19 protein-coding genes are annotated in these 17971 nt (G+C 67.8%); 2 read left to right on the top strand and 17 right to left on the bottom strand.

Going from position 1 to position 17971, the window contains the following annotated elements:
- Positions 1 to 12: 12 nt before the first annotated feature.
- The 9 genes from AXYL_RS14170 to gabT all read right to left on the bottom strand — a co-directional run bounded on the left by AXYL_RS14170 (position 13) and on the right by gabT (position 9042).
- Complete coding sequence (locus AXYL_RS14170; RefSeq protein WP_013393485.1) at positions 13 to 774, bottom strand: ABC transporter ATP-binding protein; 762 nt, start codon at positions 772 to 774, stop codon at positions 13 to 15.
- Positions 771 to 1532, bottom strand: a complete 762-nt coding sequence (locus AXYL_RS14165) for an ABC transporter ATP-binding protein (RefSeq protein ID WP_013393484.1) — start codon at positions 1530 to 1532, stop codon at positions 771 to 773. Before AXYL_RS14165 ends, AXYL_RS14170 begins: the two co-directional genes overlap by 4 nt.
- A 3-nt stretch (positions 1533 to 1535) precedes the next feature.
- The gene (locus AXYL_RS14160; protein ID WP_013393483.1) at positions 1536 to 2432 is read right to left on the bottom strand and encodes a branched-chain amino acid ABC transporter permease; all 897 of its coding nucleotides are present in this window, start codon (positions 2430 to 2432) and stop codon (positions 1536 to 1538) included.
- A gap of 3 nt (positions 2433 to 2435) precedes the next feature.
- A complete protein-coding gene (locus AXYL_RS14155; RefSeq protein ID WP_013393482.1) occupies positions 2436 to 3311 on the bottom strand; it encodes a branched-chain amino acid ABC transporter permease in 876 nt (291 codons plus the stop codon).
- A gap of 27 nt (positions 3312 to 3338) precedes the next feature.
- The gene (locus AXYL_RS14150; RefSeq protein ID WP_013393481.1) at positions 3339 to 4574 is read right to left on the bottom strand and encodes an ABC transporter substrate-binding protein; all 1236 of its coding nucleotides are present in this window, start codon (positions 4572 to 4574) and stop codon (positions 3339 to 3341) included.
- Between the two features lie 119 nt (positions 4575 to 4693).
- Positions 4694 to 5893, bottom strand: a complete 1200-nt coding sequence (locus AXYL_RS14145) for a CaiB/BaiF CoA transferase family protein (RefSeq protein WP_013393480.1) — start codon at positions 5891 to 5893, stop codon at positions 4694 to 4696.
- 29 nt (positions 5894 to 5922) lie between these two features.
- Positions 5923 to 6696, bottom strand: coding sequence for an enoyl-CoA hydratase/isomerase family protein (locus AXYL_RS14140; RefSeq protein ID WP_013393479.1), 774 nt, complete (start codon positions 6694 to 6696; stop codon positions 5923 to 5925).
- Positions 6693 to 7673, bottom strand: a complete 981-nt coding sequence (locus tag AXYL_RS14135; protein ID WP_013393478.1) for an aminopeptidase — start codon at positions 7671 to 7673, stop codon at positions 6693 to 6695. The genes AXYL_RS14140 and AXYL_RS14135 overlap by 4 nt, the downstream gene beginning before the upstream one ends.
- 10 nt (positions 7674 to 7683) lie before the next feature.
- The gene (gene gabT / locus AXYL_RS14130) at positions 7684 to 9042 is read right to left on the bottom strand and encodes a 4-aminobutyrate--2-oxoglutarate transaminase (protein WP_013393477.1); all 1359 of its coding nucleotides are present in this window, start codon (positions 9040 to 9042) and stop codon (positions 7684 to 7686) included.
- A gap of 165 nt (positions 9043 to 9207) precedes the next feature.
- On the opposite strand from gabT, the gene AXYL_RS14125 reads away from it, so the two are divergent.
- Positions 9208 to 9906 carry a GntR family transcriptional regulator gene (locus AXYL_RS14125; RefSeq protein ID WP_013393476.1) on the top strand — a complete coding sequence of 233 codons (699 nt, stop codon included), beginning with the start codon at positions 9208 to 9210 and terminating at the stop codon, positions 9904 to 9906.
- Positions 9907 to 9950: 44 nt separating this feature from the next.
- Here AXYL_RS14125 and AXYL_RS14120 read toward each other — a convergent pair whose 3' ends face one another.
- From AXYL_RS14120 to mltG, 5 genes are all read right to left on the bottom strand, one after another.
- A complete protein-coding gene (locus AXYL_RS14120; RefSeq protein ID WP_013393475.1) occupies positions 9951 to 10850 on the bottom strand; it encodes an ankyrin repeat domain-containing protein in 900 nt (299 codons plus the stop codon).
- 38 nt (positions 10851 to 10888) lie between these two features.
- Positions 10889 to 11659 (bottom strand): TatD family hydrolase, encoded by a 771-nt coding sequence (locus AXYL_RS14115; RefSeq protein WP_013393474.1) that lies wholly within the window; start codon positions 11657 to 11659, stop codon positions 10889 to 10891.
- Between the two features lie 68 nt (positions 11660 to 11727).
- Positions 11728 to 12819: a DNA polymerase III subunit delta' gene (gene holB, locus AXYL_RS14110; RefSeq protein WP_013393473.1), complete on the bottom strand. Its 1092-nt coding sequence runs from the start codon at positions 12817 to 12819 to the stop codon at positions 11728 to 11730.
- Positions 12816 to 13439 carry a dTMP kinase gene (tmk, locus tag AXYL_RS14105; protein ID WP_013393472.1) on the bottom strand — a complete coding sequence of 208 codons (624 nt, stop codon included), beginning with the start codon at positions 13437 to 13439 and terminating at the stop codon, positions 12816 to 12818. The genes holB and tmk overlap by 4 nt, the downstream gene beginning before the upstream one ends.
- Positions 13436 to 14599 carry an endolytic transglycosylase MltG gene (gene mltG / locus AXYL_RS14100; RefSeq protein ID WP_013393471.1) on the bottom strand — a complete coding sequence of 388 codons (1164 nt, stop codon included), beginning with the start codon at positions 14597 to 14599 and terminating at the stop codon, positions 13436 to 13438. Before mltG ends, tmk begins: the two co-directional genes overlap by 4 nt.
- Positions 14600 to 14751: 152 nt before the next feature.
- On the opposite strand from mltG, the gene AXYL_RS14095 reads away from it, so the two are divergent.
- Positions 14752 to 15753, top strand: a complete 1002-nt coding sequence (locus AXYL_RS14095; RefSeq protein ID WP_013393470.1) for a YgfZ/GcvT domain-containing protein — start codon at positions 14752 to 14754, stop codon at positions 15751 to 15753.
- A gap of 84 nt (positions 15754 to 15837) precedes the next feature.
- On the opposite strand, the gene AXYL_RS14090 is transcribed toward AXYL_RS14095, so the two are convergent.
- The 3 genes from AXYL_RS14090 to mmsB all read right to left on the bottom strand — a co-directional run bounded on the left by AXYL_RS14090 (position 15838) and on the right by mmsB (position 17935).
- Positions 15838 to 16527, bottom strand: coding sequence for a VIT family protein (locus AXYL_RS14090; RefSeq protein ID WP_013393469.1), 690 nt, complete (start codon positions 16525 to 16527; stop codon positions 15838 to 15840).
- A 75-nt stretch (positions 16528 to 16602) separates the two neighbouring features.
- Positions 16603 to 17040: a PaaI family thioesterase gene (locus tag AXYL_RS14085; RefSeq protein ID WP_013393468.1), complete on the bottom strand. Its 438-nt coding sequence runs from the start codon at positions 17038 to 17040 to the stop codon at positions 16603 to 16605.
- A 1-nt stretch (position 17041) separates the two neighbouring features.
- Positions 17042 to 17935, bottom strand: coding sequence for a 3-hydroxyisobutyrate dehydrogenase (gene mmsB, locus AXYL_RS14080; RefSeq protein ID WP_413772872.1), 894 nt, complete (start codon positions 17933 to 17935; stop codon positions 17042 to 17044).
- Positions 17936 to 17971: the final 36 nt, after the last annotated feature.

Below are 17971 nucleotides of genomic sequence, written 5' to 3'. Positions count from 1 at the left end.
GTCCAATCGGTTTCAGGCGGGAGCATTGCCAGCGGACGAACGAGCGCCCCCAGCGTGGCCGCCCCCCGCATGCCCTCCCCGCCCGATATACAGATCGCTCATATGCTGGTTGGCCAGCAGCGCCTGCCCCGTATCGGTCAGCACGATACGGCCGGAATCCAGGATGTAGCCGCGGTCGCTGAACGCCAGCGCCTGGCGCGCGCGCTGCTCCACCATCAGCACGCCCACGCCGATCTGCGGCAGGCGCCGCACTTCGGCGAACACCTGCTCGGTCAGCGCCGGCGACAAGGCGGCCGAGGGCTCGTCCAGCACCATCAGGCGCGGCGAGGACATCAGCGCGCGGGCGAAGGCCAGCTGCTGGCGCTCGCCGCCGGACAGGTTCTCCGCATGCGTCTTGCGCCGCCCGGCCAGCGCGGGAAACAGCTCGAACATGTCGCGGATGCGCTTTTCGCGCGCCTGCACGTGTTCGACCACTTGCAGGTTCTCCAGCACGGTCAGCGCGCCGAACACATTGCGTACCTGCGGCACGTAGGAAATGCCGATGCGCACCCGCTCCTCGACCGGCAGCGCGAGCAGGTCGCGGCCGTCGAAGGTCATGGTGCCGGCGATGCGCGGCAACAGCCCCATCACCGCCTTGACCAGCGTCGACTTGCCCGCGCCATTGGTGCCGGCGATGGTGACGATCTCGCGCGGTGCGACGTGCATGTCGATGCCGCTGACGATATCGACCTCGCCGTAGCCGCCGGACAGGCCTTGCATGACGAGTTGGCTCATATCACTCCCCCCATGTACGCTTCGCGCACCTGTTCATTGGCCAGGACGCTGTCGGGCGTCCCTTCGGCGATGACGCGGCCGCGGTCCATGACGTACATGCGCGGCACGATGCGCGACAGCTCTTCCAGGTTGTGCTCGATGATGGCGACGGTCAGGCCGCGCTGGTTCAGCTCCACGATGCGCGCCGACAGTTCTTCGATCAGCACCGGATTGACGCCCGCGAACGGTTCGTCCAGCAGGATGCAGCGCGGCTCCAGCATCAGCAGCCGCCCCAGTTCCAGCAGCTTCTTCTGGCCACCCGACAGTTTCCCGGCCGGCTCATCGGCCACGCGGGTCAGGTTCAGGAACGCCAGCAATTCGTGCACGCGTTCGGCGTTGCGCGCTTCCTCGCGCGCCACCTCGCGGCGGGCGAACACCAGCGCCGCCAGCTTTTCGCCGCGCTGGTCCGGCGCGGCGGCCATCATGTTGTCGAAGACCGTCAGCTGGCTGAACTCGCGCGGCACCTGGAACGTGCGGGCCAGGCCCCGGCGCACGCGCTGGTGCACGGCCACGCCCGTGATGTCCTCGTCCGCAAAACGCACGGACCCGGAACTGGGCGGGATGTAGCCCGTGACCACCGAAAACAGCGTGCTCTTGCCCGCGCCGTTGGTGCCGATCACCCCGACCATTTCGCCCTTGCGCACTTCCAGCGACACGTCGTCAAGCGCCTTGAAACCGCCGAAGCTGGCGCTCAGCCCTTTGATGGAAAGCAGCGTCATCCCTTATCTCCTGCGCGTGGCCGAGGTGTTGCCGAAAATGCCCTGAGGCCGGTACAGCACCACGCAAATGAGCGCCAGGCCGATGACGCCGATGCGCACGCTGGCCATCTGTACCTCCGAGATGCCGCCGACGAAGTCGCGCACGAAACGCGATCCTTCCAGAAAGCCGACCAGCAGCACCGTGCCCGCCACCACGCCGCTCAACCGCCCCACTCCGCCCAGGATGATGGCGATCCAGATGTAGAAGGTGATCAACGGCACGAACTGCTCGGGGCTGATGAAGGTCAGGTAGTGCGCCTGGAAGGCGCCCGCCAGGCCGGCCAGGCCCGCGCCCAGCATCAGCGAACGGGTCTTGAAGCGGGCCGGATCCTTGCCCAGCGCCCGCACCGCCACCTCGTTGTCCCGCACCGCTTCGATCACGCGCCCGAACGGGCTGCGTATCACCAGATGGATCAGCAGCAGCGCCCCGGCGTTGACCGCCACCAGCAGCAGCATGATCCACAGGTCCACGGTCTGCGGCGAGGCCCAGCCCGCGAACAACCGCGGGATGCCCGGCAGGCCGTGCATCCCACGCGTCAGCCATTCCTCGGTCTGCAGCATCATGCGCACCGACTCCGAGAAGCCCAAGGTCACGATGGCCAGGTAGTCACTGCCCAATCGCAAGGCGATCATGCCCAGCGGCCAGGCCGCCAAGGCAGCGACTGCGGCGGCTGCCACCATGGATATCGGTATCGGCACCCCCTTGAGCGACAGCAGCGCCGAGGTGTAGGCGCCGATGGCGAAGAAGCCGACGTGGCCGAAGTTGATCAGTCCGGTGAACCCGTAGTGCAGCGACAGGCCGAAGGCCAGCAGCATGTAGATCAGGATCCCGATGGCGATAGCAATCAGATAGGCTTCCATGACTCACCTCGCCGCCATCGGACGGCCGAAGATTCCCTGGGGACGCAGCAGCAGCACGCACAGCAGCACCGCGAAGGCGAATACGATCTTGTAGGCCGGCCCGACCACCAGGCTGGCGACTTCCTGCGCAATGCTGAACACCATGATCCCGACGATGGCGCCCACCGGATTGCCGATGCCGCCCAGGATCACGGCCGCGAACATGGGCATCAGCAGTTCCCAGCCCAGTTCGGGGATCACCACCGCCTTGATGCCCAGCAGCACGCCCCCCAGCCCGCAATACGCGCCGGCGATGCTCCACAGTGTGATCATCACGCGCCGTCCGCGTATGCCGCTGGCCGCGGCCAGCTCGGGGTTGTCCGCCACCGCCCGCATGCGCCGCCCGGTGGGCGTCATGTGCATCAGCGCGAACACCAGCGCCAACGCCGCCACCGCCGTGCCGACGATGTACAGGTCGGTGGGCAGGATGCGCACGCCGCCGAAATTCCAGGCGCGCGTCAAGGGCATGTCGAAGGTGTACTGATCCTGCCCGGCGAAGAAGGTGATCGTGCTGCGCAGCGCGAAGGCCACGCCGATGGACGCGATCAGGCGCGACACGTTGGAGCGCGACTCCAGCGGCCGGAATACCCAGGCATAGAAAAACAGGCTGACCAGGGTGGTGCCGGCGACGGCCGCCAGGCCGCCCGCCAGCATCGAGCCGCCGGCCAGCGCCTGGGTGAAGACGGCGGCGTAGGCGCCCAACGTCATGTAGTCGCCGCTGGCGGCGTTGGGAAAGCGGGCGATGCCAAACACCAGCGTGATCGCCAGTGCCGGCAAGGCCAGCAGCATCCCGATCACAACGCCGTTGATCGCGGCGTTGATGACGGTGATTCCATCCATACTTGTGTTCCCCTAGTGTTTTTATCGTCAGACCTGGCCGGCGATGACTTCATTCAGCACCAGCTTGCCGTCGCGGATGTCGAAGACGCCAAAGTCCGGCACGGTCTCGCCCTGCTTGCCGAAGTCCAGGCGCGAGGACGCGCCGTCGTAGTCCACCGGCTTGCCGGCGCGCAGCAGCGCCTGGCCTTGCGCGAAACCGTTGACCTTTTCGCCGCCGCCCTGCGCGGTCACGGCGCGGATCTTGCCGTTGATGGCGGCCACGTCCGCGGTCGGCCCGGCCGCCTCGATGGCGAGCGCCAGCGTGATCACCATGTCATAGGACTGCGAAGCAAAGATGTCCGGTTCGCGCTTGGTGCGCTTGCGGAATTCGGCGGCGAAGGTCTTGTAGGCCTGGTGCTCGTGGGCGGCCACGTTGGAGATCGAGATGATCCCCTCGGTGGCTTCCTTGCCCAGCGCCTTCACCAGGTCTTCGTTGGCGGTCCAGCCCGGCATGATGAACTTGCAGTCCTGGCCGGTCTGGAACCATTCCTTGAGGATGATGGTGGCGTCGGGCCGGTAGGCGCTCAGCGAGATCACGTCGGGCTTGGAGGCCAGCACCTTGGTCAGTTCGGTGCGGTAGGTGGTCTGGTTGGGTTCATAGATGGTGAAGGCGCTGACCTTGCCGCCCTTCTCCTGCCAGGCATCACGGAAGTAGTTAGCCTGCCCTACGAAGGTGGAGTTGTTGAAGGCCATGACCGCCGGCCGCTTGAAGCCGCGCTGCCGCGCCACTTCGGCGAAAGCGCGGCCGAACACCGCGTTGGAGGCCTGGAACATCCAGGCCAGCCCCTGCTTGTTCTCGGTCAGCATTTCCGGCGCGCCGCAGGTGTTCATGGTGATGAGGCCCGCGGCATTGGTGATGGGCATGGCGGCCAGGCCCACCGACGACGGCCAGATGCCGACCACCGCCTCGACCTTGTTGATCTCGATCAGCTTCTTCACCGCCAGCACGGCGGCGTCGGGCTTGGTCTGGTCGTCTTCGGCATAGAGCTGGATCTTGCGGCCGGCAGCGCCGCCGGCGGCGTTGACCTCGTCGATGGCGATCTTGATGGCTTCCAGCATGGCCGGGCCATAGGGGCCGCCGACGCCGGTGATGGAATTGAGCGCCCCCAGCCGGAACGGCTGGGCCGATTGCGCCCGGACCAGGGAGGGAACGGCGCCGCAAGCGGCCAGCGCGGCGCTGGCCGCGATGAAGCCGCGGCGGGAAAGATGGATGGGCTGTGTCATGAAGGTTCCTTGCGGCGTGAACATCTTTGTTCAACTTCGAATAGCCGCCGGCGTGCGTGACGCCGGCGTCCCCTTGTAGCTTGGATGCGACTTCGATACTGCCTGCTGCGGTTGGTCTGTTACGCGATGACTCCTCGGGCGCGCATGCCTGCAATGCTGTCCTCCGCCACCCCGAAACGGCGCAGCACCTCGTCCGTGTGCTGGCCCATCAGCGGCGCGGCCGTGCGCAAGGCGCCAGGCGTCCTGGAAAACTTGGTCGGGATGCCTATGGTCTTCATCTTGCCCAGCGCGGGATGGTCCAGTTCCTGCACCATGCCGCGCGCCAGGTAATGCGGGTCCTGCATGGCCTGGCCGAAGTCGTTGATCGGGCCGCAGGGCACGGAGGCCTTCTCGCAGCGCGCTATCCATTCGGCCGCGTCGGCGCGCGCGAATTCCGCTTCCAGCAAGGGTTCCAGTTCGGCGATATTGGCCAGCCGGTCAGAGTTGGTGATGAAGCGCGGATCGGTGATGAGTTCGGGGCGCTCCAGCACGTCGGCGCACAGGCGCTCCCAGGTGCGCTGGTTGGCGGCGCCTATCATGATGAAGCCCTGGCGCGTGCCGAAGGCCTGGTACGGAGCCGACACGCGGTGGCGGCTGCCGGTGCCTTCCGGCACCGTGCCGTCGGCGAAGTAGGCGGCGGCTTCCCAGACGAACCAGGGCAATCCGCATTCGGCCAGCGCGATGTCGATGTGCTGGCCCTCGCCCGTCTTCATCTGGTGGATGCAGGCGGCCAGGATGGCATAGACCGCCGTCAGGCCCGCCCCCACGTCATAGATGGCGATGCCCGACTTCAAGGGCCGCCCGCCGGGCTCGCCGGTCATGCTCATGATGCCGCTCATGCCCTGAGCCACCAGGTCGAAGCCGCCCTTGCCCGCGTAGGGGCCGGTATGGCCATAGCCGGAGATCGAGCAATACACCAGGCGCGGATTGATGCGCGACAGCGTTTCGTAGTCCACGCCCAGCGACTTGGTCACGCCGACGCGGTAGTTCTCCACCACCACGTCGGCCCAGCGCGCCAGCTCGTACAGCACCTCGCGGGCCTCGGGATCCTTCAGGTTCAGCGCCACGCCCTGCTTGTTGCGGTTGATCTGGGCGAAACAGGTGGACTCGCCGTTCACATAGGGGCCCATTTCGCGGGAGTCGTCGCCGGTGCCTGTCTTCTCGACCTTGATGACCTCGGCGCCCAGGTCGGCCAGCACCATGGTGCAGTACGGCCCGGCCATGATCTGCGAAAGGTCCAGGATCTTGATGCCTGCCAGGGGGGATGCAGCTTGCGTCATATGCAGTCCGTCTCGGGTCGGTGGCCGCTTCAGCGGCCGATGAATTCGGGGATGCGCTTGGCGGCGAAGGCTGCGCGGCCGCGCCGGTAGTCCTCGGTGCCGAAGCATTCATAGGCTTCGCTGCGCTCTTGCGCGCTTAACGCGCGCCCTTCCCGCAGCTGGCCTACGAAGCGTTTGTGCCAGCGGTTGACCAAGGGCGCGGCCGCGGCGATGCGGCGGGCGGTGGCGTAGGCCTGCTCGGCCACGCGCTCGTCGTCCACTACGCGGCTCAAGAGGCCCTTGGACATGGCTTCGTCGGCGCCGAATATGTTCCCTTCCAGCAGGATTTCCAGCACCCGCGCGGCGCCGACCACGCGGATCAGGTCGGCCAGTTCCTGGTGGTCCACGGTCAGCCCGATGCGGTTCACCGGGATGCCGTAGCGGCTGTTGCGCCCGCCGATGCGGATGTCGCACAAGGCGGCCAGTTCCAGCCCGCCGCCCACGCACACGCCTTCGATGCAGGCCACCGTGGGATGGCGCAGATGCTTGAGCGTGTCGGTCATGGACAAGGTGAAAAGCGCGTACTCGGCCGCCTGCGCCGCGCCATCGCGGTCCTCCTCGAAGCCGCCGATGTCGCTGCCGGCGCAGAAGGCGCCGCCGGCGCCGCGCAGCACCACGCAGCGCACCGCGTCGTCGGCGTCGAGTTCGCGCATGACCCGGCCGAACTCCCGGTACATGTCCAGCGTGAACGCGTTGCGCTTTTCCGGGCGGTTCATCAGCACGGTGGCCACGCCGTCGGCGTCGCGGCTCAGGTCTATGCTCATGCCGCTTCCTCCAGGCGCAGTTCGGTGCCTTGCAGCACCACCCTGCCGTCCAGTTCCAGCGTCGCGTCGGTAACGATGGTGTCGTAGTGCGCCGCAGCCTTGACCGTGCCGCCAATGTAGGCGCTGGTGCCCAGCGCCAGCTGGATCGAGCCGTAGACCGATTCATCGGACAGCATGGTGCCGTCCAATTGGCAGCGCGGGTTCATGCCCACGCCCAGTTCGCCCAGGTTGTAGACCAGGGGGTCGTTGAAGCTGGCCAGCAGGTCGCGGAACTGCCGCGCCACCGCCCCGCCCTCGATCGCCACCGCCATGCCCTTCTCCATATGGATGCGCACCGGCTCGTCGCGGATCAGCGAGACGCCAGGGATGCTGGCGTTGACCACGATCACGCCTTCGGCCGTGCCTTCGACCGGCGCCAGGCTGGACTCCAGGCAATAACCCGCCGAAATATCGGTGGTGTTGGCAAAGCCGTGCAGCGCGCGGCCCTGGCGGCCGGCGATGCTCATGGTCACGTCGGTGCCGAGTTCGCTGGTGACGCGGGCCGTGTCGGCGCGGGTCAGCGCGTCGGCCAGGCCCTGGATCTGCGGACGCAGCGCGTCGAAGTCGCAGTCCCAGCCTTCGGCCAGGAAGAAATCGGGCAGATGGGATTCGGGCAGTACGATCACGCCGACCCCGGCGCGCGTGGCCTGCTGGCGCGCATCGGTATGCGCGGCGTTGGCCCGCGTCAGGGCGATGACCAGGTCGGCCCCCTGCATGGCCTGGGCCACCACCGGCGACAACTGCCGGCCGTGGCGCGCGGAACCCGCGATCTGCAGCAGGTGCAGGCCGGCGCCCGCCTCGTCCACCGCGATCGCCAGGGGCTCGATGTTGTGGTGGGTGTGCAGGTCATACAGCACCAGCACTTCCATGCCCGGTTTCGCCGCCCCCAGCTGGCTGACGACCTTGCGCGCGTTCTTCAGTTTCAACAGCGTATGCATGGTGCGCTCCTCAAGCCGTTTGCGACGTGCGGGCGTCGGCGATGCGCTGGGCGTCCGCCACCGCGCGTCCAAGGATGTCCAGGCCGCGGGCCAGTTCCTCGTCGGTAATGGAGAGCGGCGCCAGGAAGCGGATCACGTTGCCGTAAAAGCCCGCCTTCACCAGCACCAGTCCGCCCTGGTAGGCGGCCTGCACGATGTGGGCCGCCAGATCGCCGGCGGGACTGTCGTCGCCGTTGCCGCGCACGACTTCAAAGGCCACCATCGCGCCGAGGCCGCGCACGTCGCCGACGATGCCGTACTGTCCGGCCCAGGCAGTAAAGCGTTCGCGCACGCTGGCGCCAAGGCCGCGGGCGCGCGCCGCGTAGTCTTCGCGCCGCATCACCGCGATGGTGGCAAGCGCCGCGGCGCAGGCCAGCGGGTTGCCGCCATAGGTGCCGCCCAGGCCGCCCACGGCGGGCGCGTCCATCAGGTCGGCGCGCCCCACCAGCGCCGCTATCGGCAGGCCGCCGCCCATGGACTTGGCCAGGGTGTAGAGGTCGGCCTCGATGCCGGCATGCTGGGTGGCGAACCATTCCCCGGTGCGGCAGAAGCCCGACTGGATCTCGTCGGCGATCAGCACGATGCCGTGTTCGGTGCAGTAGGCGCGCAGCGCCTGCAGAAAGGCGGGCGGCGCGGCATGGAAGCCGCCCTCGCCCTGCACCGGCTCGATGATCACCGCGGCGACCTGCTCCGCGTTGATCTCGGTTTCGACCAGGCGGCGGAATTCACTGAAGGCCGCCTCGGCACATTCGGCTTCGGTAAGCCCGGAGCGGTAGCGCACCGGAAACGGCGCGCGGTAGACCTCGGAGGCGAAGGGGCCAAAGCCAGTCTTGTACGCGGGCGCCTTGGCGGTCAGCGACAGCGCCATGTAGGTGCGGCCGTGGAAGGCGTTCTCGAACGCCACCACCGCCTGCCTACCGGTGGCGCGGCGCGCCACCTTGATGGCGTTTTCCACGGCCTCGGCGCCGGTGGTCTGCAGCATGGCCTTCTTGGGCCAGGATCCGGGCACCAGATCGACCAGCGCTTCGGCCAGCTCGATGTATTCCGGATACATGACGATGTTGAAGCAGGTGTGCAGATAACGCGCGGCCTGCGCCTGGACGGCGGCCACCACCTCGGGATGCGCATGGCCGACGTTCAGGGTGCCGATGCCGCCGGCGAAGTCAATGTAGGCATGTCCGTCCAGGTCGGTCAGCGTGGCGCCGCGGGCAGCGGCCGCGAATACCGGGGGGCCATTGGCCACGCCCAAGGCGACGGCGGCGTTGCGCCGGGCCAGGTATGCCTGGCACTGCGGACCGGGAAGTTGAGGGGACTGCGCGGCGTCTTTCATTGCCCTGGGCTCCTTGGATGCGTAGGTACGGCGACGAAGTGCAGCCACTATATTCTTGTGCGTTTTATTGTGTCAATGCTGATTTACAACTACGCACTCTAAATTGTGCACAATCTTGAGTTCAAAAAAATGCTATGCTTCCCGCCATTCAACCCAGGTGCCTACATGCCCAATAAACGCGCGACTGCCTCAGCTGACGCCGCCGCCAAGGAAACACGCAAGGCGGCTTCCACCCACGAAGTCATACTGGATATGCGGGAACGCATTGCGTCGCAGGCCTTGCTGCCCGGCACCCGCGTGCCGGAGGAAGACCTGGCGCAGGCCTACGACATCCCCCGCGCCAAGGCGCGCGAAGTGCTGGCGACGCTGGAAGACCGCGCGCTGGTGGAACGGGTGCCCAACAAGGGCGCCGTCGTGGCCCTGGTGGACATGGAAACGACCTATCGGCTGTACCAGGTGCGCGAGGCGCTGGACGGCCTGGCCGTGCGCCTGGCCATCGCCAATGCCACGCCCGACGATTGGGCAGCGATGCAGGCCCTGCTGGGAGAGCCCTTCGAGCACAGCCTGAAGAGCGGCGACATCGAGGCCCACGTGGCCACGATCGAGCAGTTCCGCAACCATATCAAGGAACTGGCGCGCAATCCGGTACTCAGCGACATGATCGAGCGCATCTACGACCGCACCCGCGTGTCGATGCGCCGCGTGGCCCTGTTGCCGGGCCGTTCAGAGATGGGGATCAAGCAGTACCGCGCCCTGCTGGACGCAATGGTCCGCGGCGACGCCGACGAGGCCGAGCGCTGCGTGCGCGAATTGAACGGCAGCGCCCGCGACTACATCGAGCGCTACAAGAACTACGTGATCTGAATCGGGCCGGCCCCTTGCGGGCCGGCCTCGGGCAAGCCCGCGCCTCAGGGCGCGGCGGGCTCGTCGTAGTTGTTGAGCTTCACGCCCGAAACGCCCTGGACCGCGGACGACGCGGCCGGGGCTTTCTTTTCGGCGACCGGAGCCTGTGCCGCTGGCGCGCCCTGGTCCGGAGCCACCGGCACCGTTGCTGCGGCGCCCGCCCCTGCTCCCGCCTCAACGCCTTCCTCGGCTGGACGCGACGCGCGCAGCTTGCGGCGGGACTCCTCCTGCTGCGCAATCAGCTTGTCCAATTCGGCCGCCACCGCCGTGGACTTGCCCGTCCTGGCCCAATCGGCCGGGGTCTGGCCCTTGGTATCGCGCGAGCCGACGTCAGCCCCGGCCTTCAGCAGCAGGTCCACCATGGGTTTGCGGCCGGAAAGCGCGGCCATCATCAGCGGCGTTTCGCCATTGGGCGCGGGCGCGTTGACCATGGCCTGGTGCGCCAGCAGCAGGCGCGCCATTTCCAGCTGCCCCTTCGACGCCGCGTAGTGCAGCGGCGTCCAGCCCAGGCGGTTGACCTGGGCGCCGCGGGCGATCAGCTTCTTGGCGCGCTCGGTCTGGCCGGCAATGGCCAGGTACATCAACGGCGTCTCGCCTGCCGGGTTCTCGGCGTTGACGTCGGTGCGCTTGTCGGCGGCAATCACGTCGAACACCTTCCAGGCGCCGTCGACCACCGCGCGCATCAGCGCCGGTTGGCCGTTCTTGTAGCGCACGTTCGGATCTTCGCCGCGCGCCAGCAGTTCCTTGATGTCATCCGGATAGTCGTTGGCGACATAGACCCACCAATCGCCGGGGTTGGCCGCCTGCGCCGCGGCCGGAACCGCCACACCGATGGCCAGCGCCAGCAGCGCTCCACGGCAACACGACAATAGGGTGTTCTGGAAGGAAGCGTTGCGGGCGGCCATTGTTTTCCTATAAATTACTTTAAATAAATTAGATCAGATTATTTCTTTATCTTATTGAAAAGACGGAAGAAATTATCCGTAGATGCCTTGGCCACATCGGCCACCGGTATGCCCCTGAGATCCGCAATCTTTTCCGCGACGTGGATCACCTTGGACGGGTCGTTCAGCTTGCCACGATACGGCACCGGCGCCAGATACGGCGAGTCGGTCTCGATCAACAGACGATCCAGCGGTACCTTGGCGGCCACTTCATGCACGACCTGGGCATTCTTGAAGGTCACGATGCCGGACAGCGAAATATAGAAGTTCTGGTCCAGCGCGGCCTGTGCCACTTCCCAGCTTTCGGTAAAGCAATGCATCACGCCGCCGACCTCGGCCGCCCGCTCTTCGCGCAGCATGCGCACGGTGTCCTCGGCGGACGAGCGCGTGTGCACGATCAGGGGCAGGCCCGTGTCGCGCGCGGCGCGGATGTGGCGGCGAAAGCGCTCGCGCTGCCAGTCCAGCGGTTCGGACAGGCGGTAATAGTCCAGCCCGGTCTCGCCGATCGCCACGACCTTGGGATGCTCGGACAGGCGCGCCAGCTCTTCGGGCGTGGGGTCGGGCGTGTCTTCGTAATCGGGGTGCACGCCGACCGAGGCCCACAGATTGGCCTGCGGCTCGACCAGGGACATCAGGCCGGGCCATTCCGGCATGTTGACGCTGACGACCAGCGCGTGGGTGACCTGGTTGGCGGCCATCCGGTCAAGAATGGCCGGCAGATCGGCGGCCAGTTCCGGAAAGTTCAAATGGCAGTGGGAATCGACGTACATGATGAGTCTGGATACAAGTGCCGCGGCGCTGCACCCGTTGCCGGATGAAGCGCCGCCGGATCAAGGGCTTACGCCAGGCAGGATAGCACCACGCGCTGCAAGGTCGCGTGGGCGAAGAGCTTGGCGTTCAGGGGATGGGTGGCCAGCGCGCGCTGGCGCGTCAGCCAGCGCGCGGCTTCGGCCACCTTGGCCGGGTTCATGCGCGCGGCGACCTTCGCGACCGCGCCGCCCAGGGCCGGGAAATAGCGCGCGGGCGCGCCCGCGCTGGCCAGCATCAGGTCGGTGTACAGGCGCTGCAAGGCGTCGATCCACTCAGTGGCCGCCACCTTTTCCAGAGCCTCGGCCAAGGTGCCCACGTCGGGCGACTGCCCCTGGGACAGCGGTCCGACCAGTTGGGTCAGCCAGGGCGGACAAGCGGCTTCGCCCGACTGCGCCAGCCGCAGCGCCGCCAGCGGCGCGCCGCCCGCGGCGGCCAGCCATTCGCGAGCCGGCTCCACGCTCTGTTCGCGCAGCCATTGCAGCGCGGTGTCGGAATCCGGCGCCGGCAGCGGCAGGCGGCGGCAACGCGACACCAGGGTGGGCAGCAGGCGGTCCGGCGCGTCCGCGACCAACAAGAAGACCGTGTGTGGCGGCGGTTCTTCCAGCACCTTGAGCAAGGCGTTGGACGAGACCACGTTCAGCGCATGGGCCGGATACAGCAACGCCACGCGCCAGCCGCCGCGGTGCGTGGCGGTGTTGAACCAGGATTCCAGCGAGCGGATCTGGTCTATGCGGATTTCCTTGGACGGCGCGCGCTTGGCCGTGCCCGTGGCCGGCTCGGCGTCTTCCGACGGTTCGGCGGCGTCCGCCCCCTCCTCCACGGCCACGGCTTCGGGCCGGATGCGGCGCAGGTCGGGATGGTTGCCGCTGGCGAACCAGGCACAGGCGGCGCAATGGCCGCAGGCCAGGCCGTTGTCCGGGGTCTCGCACAGCAGGCTGGCTGCCGCGGCGACCGCGAAGTCCAGCTTGCCGATGCCGGCCAGTCCGTGAATCAGCCAGGCGTGGGCGAAGCGGTCGCGGTTACCCAGCCAGGTGAGCGCCGTCTCCGCCTGCCAGGGCAGGAATTGCGGCGCGTTGGACGCCGTGGCGTCCTCCTCTTTGGCGGCGCGGGTCGCGTTCATGCCTGCTGCCCTAGAAGTTCCAGCAGCCCCGCCTCGAGTTCCACGCGGATCTGGGCGATGGATTGGGTCGAATCGACGATGCGGATGCGCTTCTGATCAGTCGCGGCGCGCGCATGGTAGGCCTCGCGGGTGCGTTCGAAGAAAGCCGCCCCCTCGCGCTCGAAGCGGTCGGGTTCGCGCGCGTCGGCCAGCCGGGCGCGCGCGACTTCCAGCGGCACGTCGAACAGCCAGGTGCGGTCGGGCTGGCCGGCCTGCATCCAGTCTTCCAGCGCGGCCACGCGCGAGGCGCCCAGGCCGCGGCCGCCGCCCTGGTAGGCGTAGGTGGCGTCGGTGTAACGGTCGCAGACCACCCACGCGCCGCGCGCCAGCGCCGGTTCGATGACTTGATGCAGGTGTTCGCAACGGGCGGCGAACATCAACAGCGTCTCGGTGTCCAGCCCCATGGGGTCGGTCAGCAGCAAGCCGCGCAACTTCTCGCCCAGGGGCGTGCCGCCGGGTTCGCGGGTGGATACCACGTCCAGCCCCTGCGCGCGCAGGAAATCGGCGATCCAGACGGTATGCGTGCTTTTGCCCGCGCCGTCCACGCCTTCCAGCGTGATAAAGCGTCCGCGCGTGGTCATTGGTCTTGTCCTTGTGCTTGTGCCTGGTCCGGCTCGGGCGCGGCTTCCGGCGTCGGCGCCGGGCTTGCGCTCGGCGCGGCTGCGGGCGTGCCGTTGGCCGGATTGCCATTGGCTGCGCCGCGGCCCGATGCCGGGCTGGGCGCGGCGTTCTGGCCCTGGCCCAGGATATAGCGGGAAACGTTGCGGTTGTGCTCGTTCAGATTGACCGAGAACTCGCTGGTGCCGTTGCCGCGGGAAACGAAAAAGAGAAACTTGTGCGTCTCGGGCTGCACCGCCGCCAGCAGCGCCGCGCGGCCCGGCGCCGCGATCGGCGTGGGCGGCAGGCCCGGCCGCGTGTAGGTGTTCCAGGGCGTGTCGGTCTGCAGGTCGCGCTTGCGGATGCGGCCCTGGTAGCCGTCGCCCATGCCGTAGATCACCGTCGGATCGGTCTGTAGCAGCATGCCGATCTTGAGGCGGTTGGTGAACACGCCGGCCACGCGGCGGCGGTCCGGGCCGTGGCCGGTTTCCTTTTCCACGATGGAAGCCAGCACCAGGGCCTCGTAGGGCGTGGTCACCGGCAGGTCCGGCTGGCGCTTGGCCCAGGTGTCCTGCAGGATGCGCTGGCCTTCCTGGTAGGCGCGGCGCAACAGGTCGTAATCGGTGCTGCCCGGCGTGAAAATGTAGGTATCCGGGAAGAACAGCCCTTCCGGCTGCTTGATGTCGGAACCCAGGCGTTCCATCAATTCTTCATCGGTGGTCTCGCCCAGCGTCTGCTTGACGTCGGGATTCGCGCGCAGCGCCTGGCGGATCTGGCGGTAGGTCCAGCCCTCCAGGAAGGTGATCTGCCGCTGCGTCATGTCGCCGCGCGCCAGGCGTTCCAGCAGCTGCCAGGGCGAGTCGCCATTGATGGCCTGGTAGCCGCCGGCCTTCATCTGCTTGTCGCGTTCGGACAGGCGCGCCATCCAGATGAAACCGGGTTCCCAGACCGGCACGCCGGCCTCGTTCAGCGCCCGCGCGACCGTGCGCGGGCTGCTGCCCGGATCCACCACGAAATCTATCCTGTCGGCTTTCAGCTGCATGGGCTTGTGCGCCCAATACCAGGCGCCGCCCACGGCTGCGGCGGCAGCCAGCGCGATCAACAGGGAGAACCACAGGACGAAAAAAAAGAGTCGCTTCTTCATAAGTGTCGGAAGTTTAATTGATCGCGCGGACCTGTCGCGGCTAAAGAGGGGCAGAACGTCGTGCGCGCCCCTGCGCGCGGCGGGGACATGGCCCAGCCCGGAGGGGAACACGGCTATCATCAGCACTTTGATGACGCGATAACACCGCCTCCATGCACGCTTTCCATTCTTCGATTCCCGCCCGCGCGGAAGGTTGCGCGCAAGTCGCGCCGCTGGACGATTTCCTGATCTTCGCGGCTACCGGCGCGGACGCGCTCACTTTCCTGCACGGCCAGCTCACGCAGGACGTCACCGGGCTGCCCCAGGACGCCGCCCGCCTGGCCGGCTACTGCACCGCCAAGGGCCGCCTGCTGGCCACCCTGGTGATGTGGCGCGGCGCCCCCGGCGGCGCGGACGATGCGCCCCAACTCTACGGCCTGGTGCGCCAGGACTTGTCCCAGGCGCTGCTCAAGCGTCTGTCGATGTTCGTGCTGCGCGCCAAGGCCAAGCTCGCCGCCACGCCGCTGCATGTGGCGGGCGTGACGGCCTCGGCCGCCGAAGCCGCCGCGCTGGAAGCCGCGGCCGGCGCGCTGCCGCGTGCGCCCTGGCAACGCGTCGATCTGCCGTCCGGCACCTGGATCGCCGCGCCGTCCGCCGATGCGCGCCTGCGCTGGTGGTGGATCGCCTCCGACGAACAATTGGCCCAGTCGGCCGCACTGGCCGGCGCGCTCGGCCTGGCGCCAGCCGCGCAATGGCATACCGCCGACCTGGCCGCGGGCATCCCGTGGATCACAGCGGCCACGCAGGACATATTCATCCCGCAAACGGTCAACCTGGACCTGATCCAGGGCGTCAGCTTCACCAAGGGCTGTTATCCGGGCCAGGAAGTGGTGGCGCGCAGCCACTATCGCGGCACGGTCAAGCGGCGCATGGCTTACGGCACCATCGCGGATACTGCCGTCCAGGATCAGGCGCTGGCCGGCGTGGACGTCTATGACGCCACGCAGCCCGGCGAGCCCATCGGACGCGTCGTGGACGCGGCCGGCGAACACGGCCTTGTATCGGTGCTGTTCGAAACCACGCTGGCGGCGCTGCCCGAAGGCGACCTGCGCCTGGGCGCCGCGGACGGTCCGCGCATTGGGGCGGTTCCGCTGCCCTATTCCATCACGCCGTAAGCCCACGGTCCGCGAGGCCGCGCTGGCGCGGTTCCCAAGCCGTCGCGGCGCGCCCCTGCCGGCGCGCGCTCGCGCTGGCTGGTACTAGACCGCCACGCCGAACAGCGCGCCCACGCCCGCCGTCGCCGCCATCGCCAGACCGCCCAGGATCGTCACCCGCAACGCGGCCGGTCCCTTGGGCGCGCCGCCCGCGCCCGCCGCCAGGGCGCCCAGGCCGGCCAGACAGGCGACCGACGCGCCAATGACCCAGACGATCAATTGCGGCATGGGCGCCGTCGCCGCCACGGCCAGCGGCAGCGCCGCGCCGCCGGCGAACGATGCCGCCGACGCCACGGCGGCCTGCACCGGACGGGCGCGGTTATGCATTGATATGCCCAGCTCGTCTCGGGCATGCGCATCCAGCGCATCGTGGCTGGTCAATTGCCGCGCCACCTGTTCGGCCAGCTCGCGGGTCAGGCCGCGCGCCACGTAGATGTCGATGAGTTCGGCCAGTTCTTCGCTGGAATTGCGCTTGAGTGAGCGCTGCTCCAGGCGCAGGTCCGCGGCCTCGGTATCGGCCTGCGACCGCACCGACACGTACTCGCCCGCCGCCATCGACAGCGCCCCGGCCACCAGCCCGGCCACGCCCGAAGTCAGGATGGCGTCATGCGTGGCCTGGGCCGCCGCCACGCCGGTAATCAGGCTGGCGGTGGACACGATGCCGTCGTTTGCGCCCAGCACGGCCGCGCGCAGCCAGTTGCTGCGGAAAATCCGATGATGTTCTTTTGGAGGCATTGCCAGAAACCCATGCACCGCGCGATGAACGCGCCGCGGATCCGCCGACCAGGCAGGACCCGCAGCGCGCGGAATTCAACGCGGCGTCACGCGCACCGCGGTGAGCAAGCCTATCACGCAAAGCGTGGCCTGCTCGCCGTCGTAGGCATGCACCTCGACCTGGCAGACCGACAGGCGCTTGCCAGGCTTGACCACGCGGCCGCTGGCGACGTAGCGGCTACCCTTGGCGGGCGCCAGGAAGTTCATCTTGAACTCCGAGGTCAGCACGTCCTCGCCCGGCGCGAACAGCGTATAGGCGGCATAGCCGCCGGCGCTGTCGGCGATGGTCGTGGAAATGCCCGCATGCAGAAAGCCGTTCTGCTGGCACAGGTCGGCGCGGTAAGGCAGCACGATGTCCACCCTGCCCGGCTCGACCACGTCCAGCGCCGCGCCCAGCAAGGTCATGATGCTCTGCCGGGCGAAGCTCTCCTGGACCCGCGCGGCCGGGTCCAGCTGCGCTTGCGATGGCGCCATGTCAGTCCTGCTCGCGCTTGACCAGGTTGACGATGCTGGAGAAGTCCAGCTTGCCCGAACCGCCGGAACTGTGCAGCGAATACAGATTGCGCGCCAGTTCGCCCAGCGGGATCGAGGCCCGCGCCGACAAGGCGGCCTCGGCCGCCAGGCCCAGGTCCTTCAGCATCAGGTCCACGCCAAAACCGCCCGCATAGCCCTTGGAGGCCGGCGCATGCTCCATCACGCCGGGCCAGGGGTTGTAGAGTTCCGTGGCCCAGTTGCGGCCGGAGCTCTTGGCGATGATGTCCGACAGCACCTTGGGATCCAGGCCGTTGGCCACGCCCAGCGCCAGCGCTTCGGAGGTGCCTGCCATCAGGATGCCCAACAGCATGTTGTTGCAGATCTTGGCCACCTGGCCGGCGCCGGCCGGACCGGCGTGGAAAATGTTCTTGCCCATCTTTTCGAGGACGGGACGGGCGCGCTCCAGCGCCGCGGCCTGGCCGCCGACGATGAAGGTCAGCGTGCCCGCGGCCGCGCCACCGGTGCCGCCGGAAACCGGGGCGTCGATCATGGCGATGCCGCGTACCTCGGCTGCCTGCGCGACCTTGCGCGCCGAGTCCGGCGCGATGGTGCTGCACTCGATGACCAGCGCGCTCGAAGGGATCTTGCCCAGCAGGTCCTCGCCCAGGTACAGCCCTTCGACGTGCTTGCTGGCCGGCAGCATCGAGACCACCACCTCGGCGCCCTTGACCGCTTCCGAAGCGGACGCGGCGGCCTTGGCGCCGGCGTCCGTCAGGATCTTCACGGCCGCCGGCATCAGGTCGAAGACCGTCACACTATGGCCGGCCTTGACCAGATTCAATGCCATGGGCGCGCCCATATTGCCCAAACCGATAAACGCGATGCTGCTCATGATGTCTTGTCTCCTGTTGCTATTGCTATAGGTGTGAAA

The sequence above is a fragment of the Achromobacter xylosoxidans A8 genome, assembly GCF_000165835.1.
In the GTDB taxonomy this organism is placed as follows: Bacteria; Pseudomonadota; Gammaproteobacteria; order Burkholderiales; family Burkholderiaceae_B; genus Achromobacter; species Achromobacter xylosoxidans_B.
The sequence above is the reverse complement of the archived record's forward strand: the minus strand, read 5'-3'. Positions and strand labels throughout refer to the sequence as shown.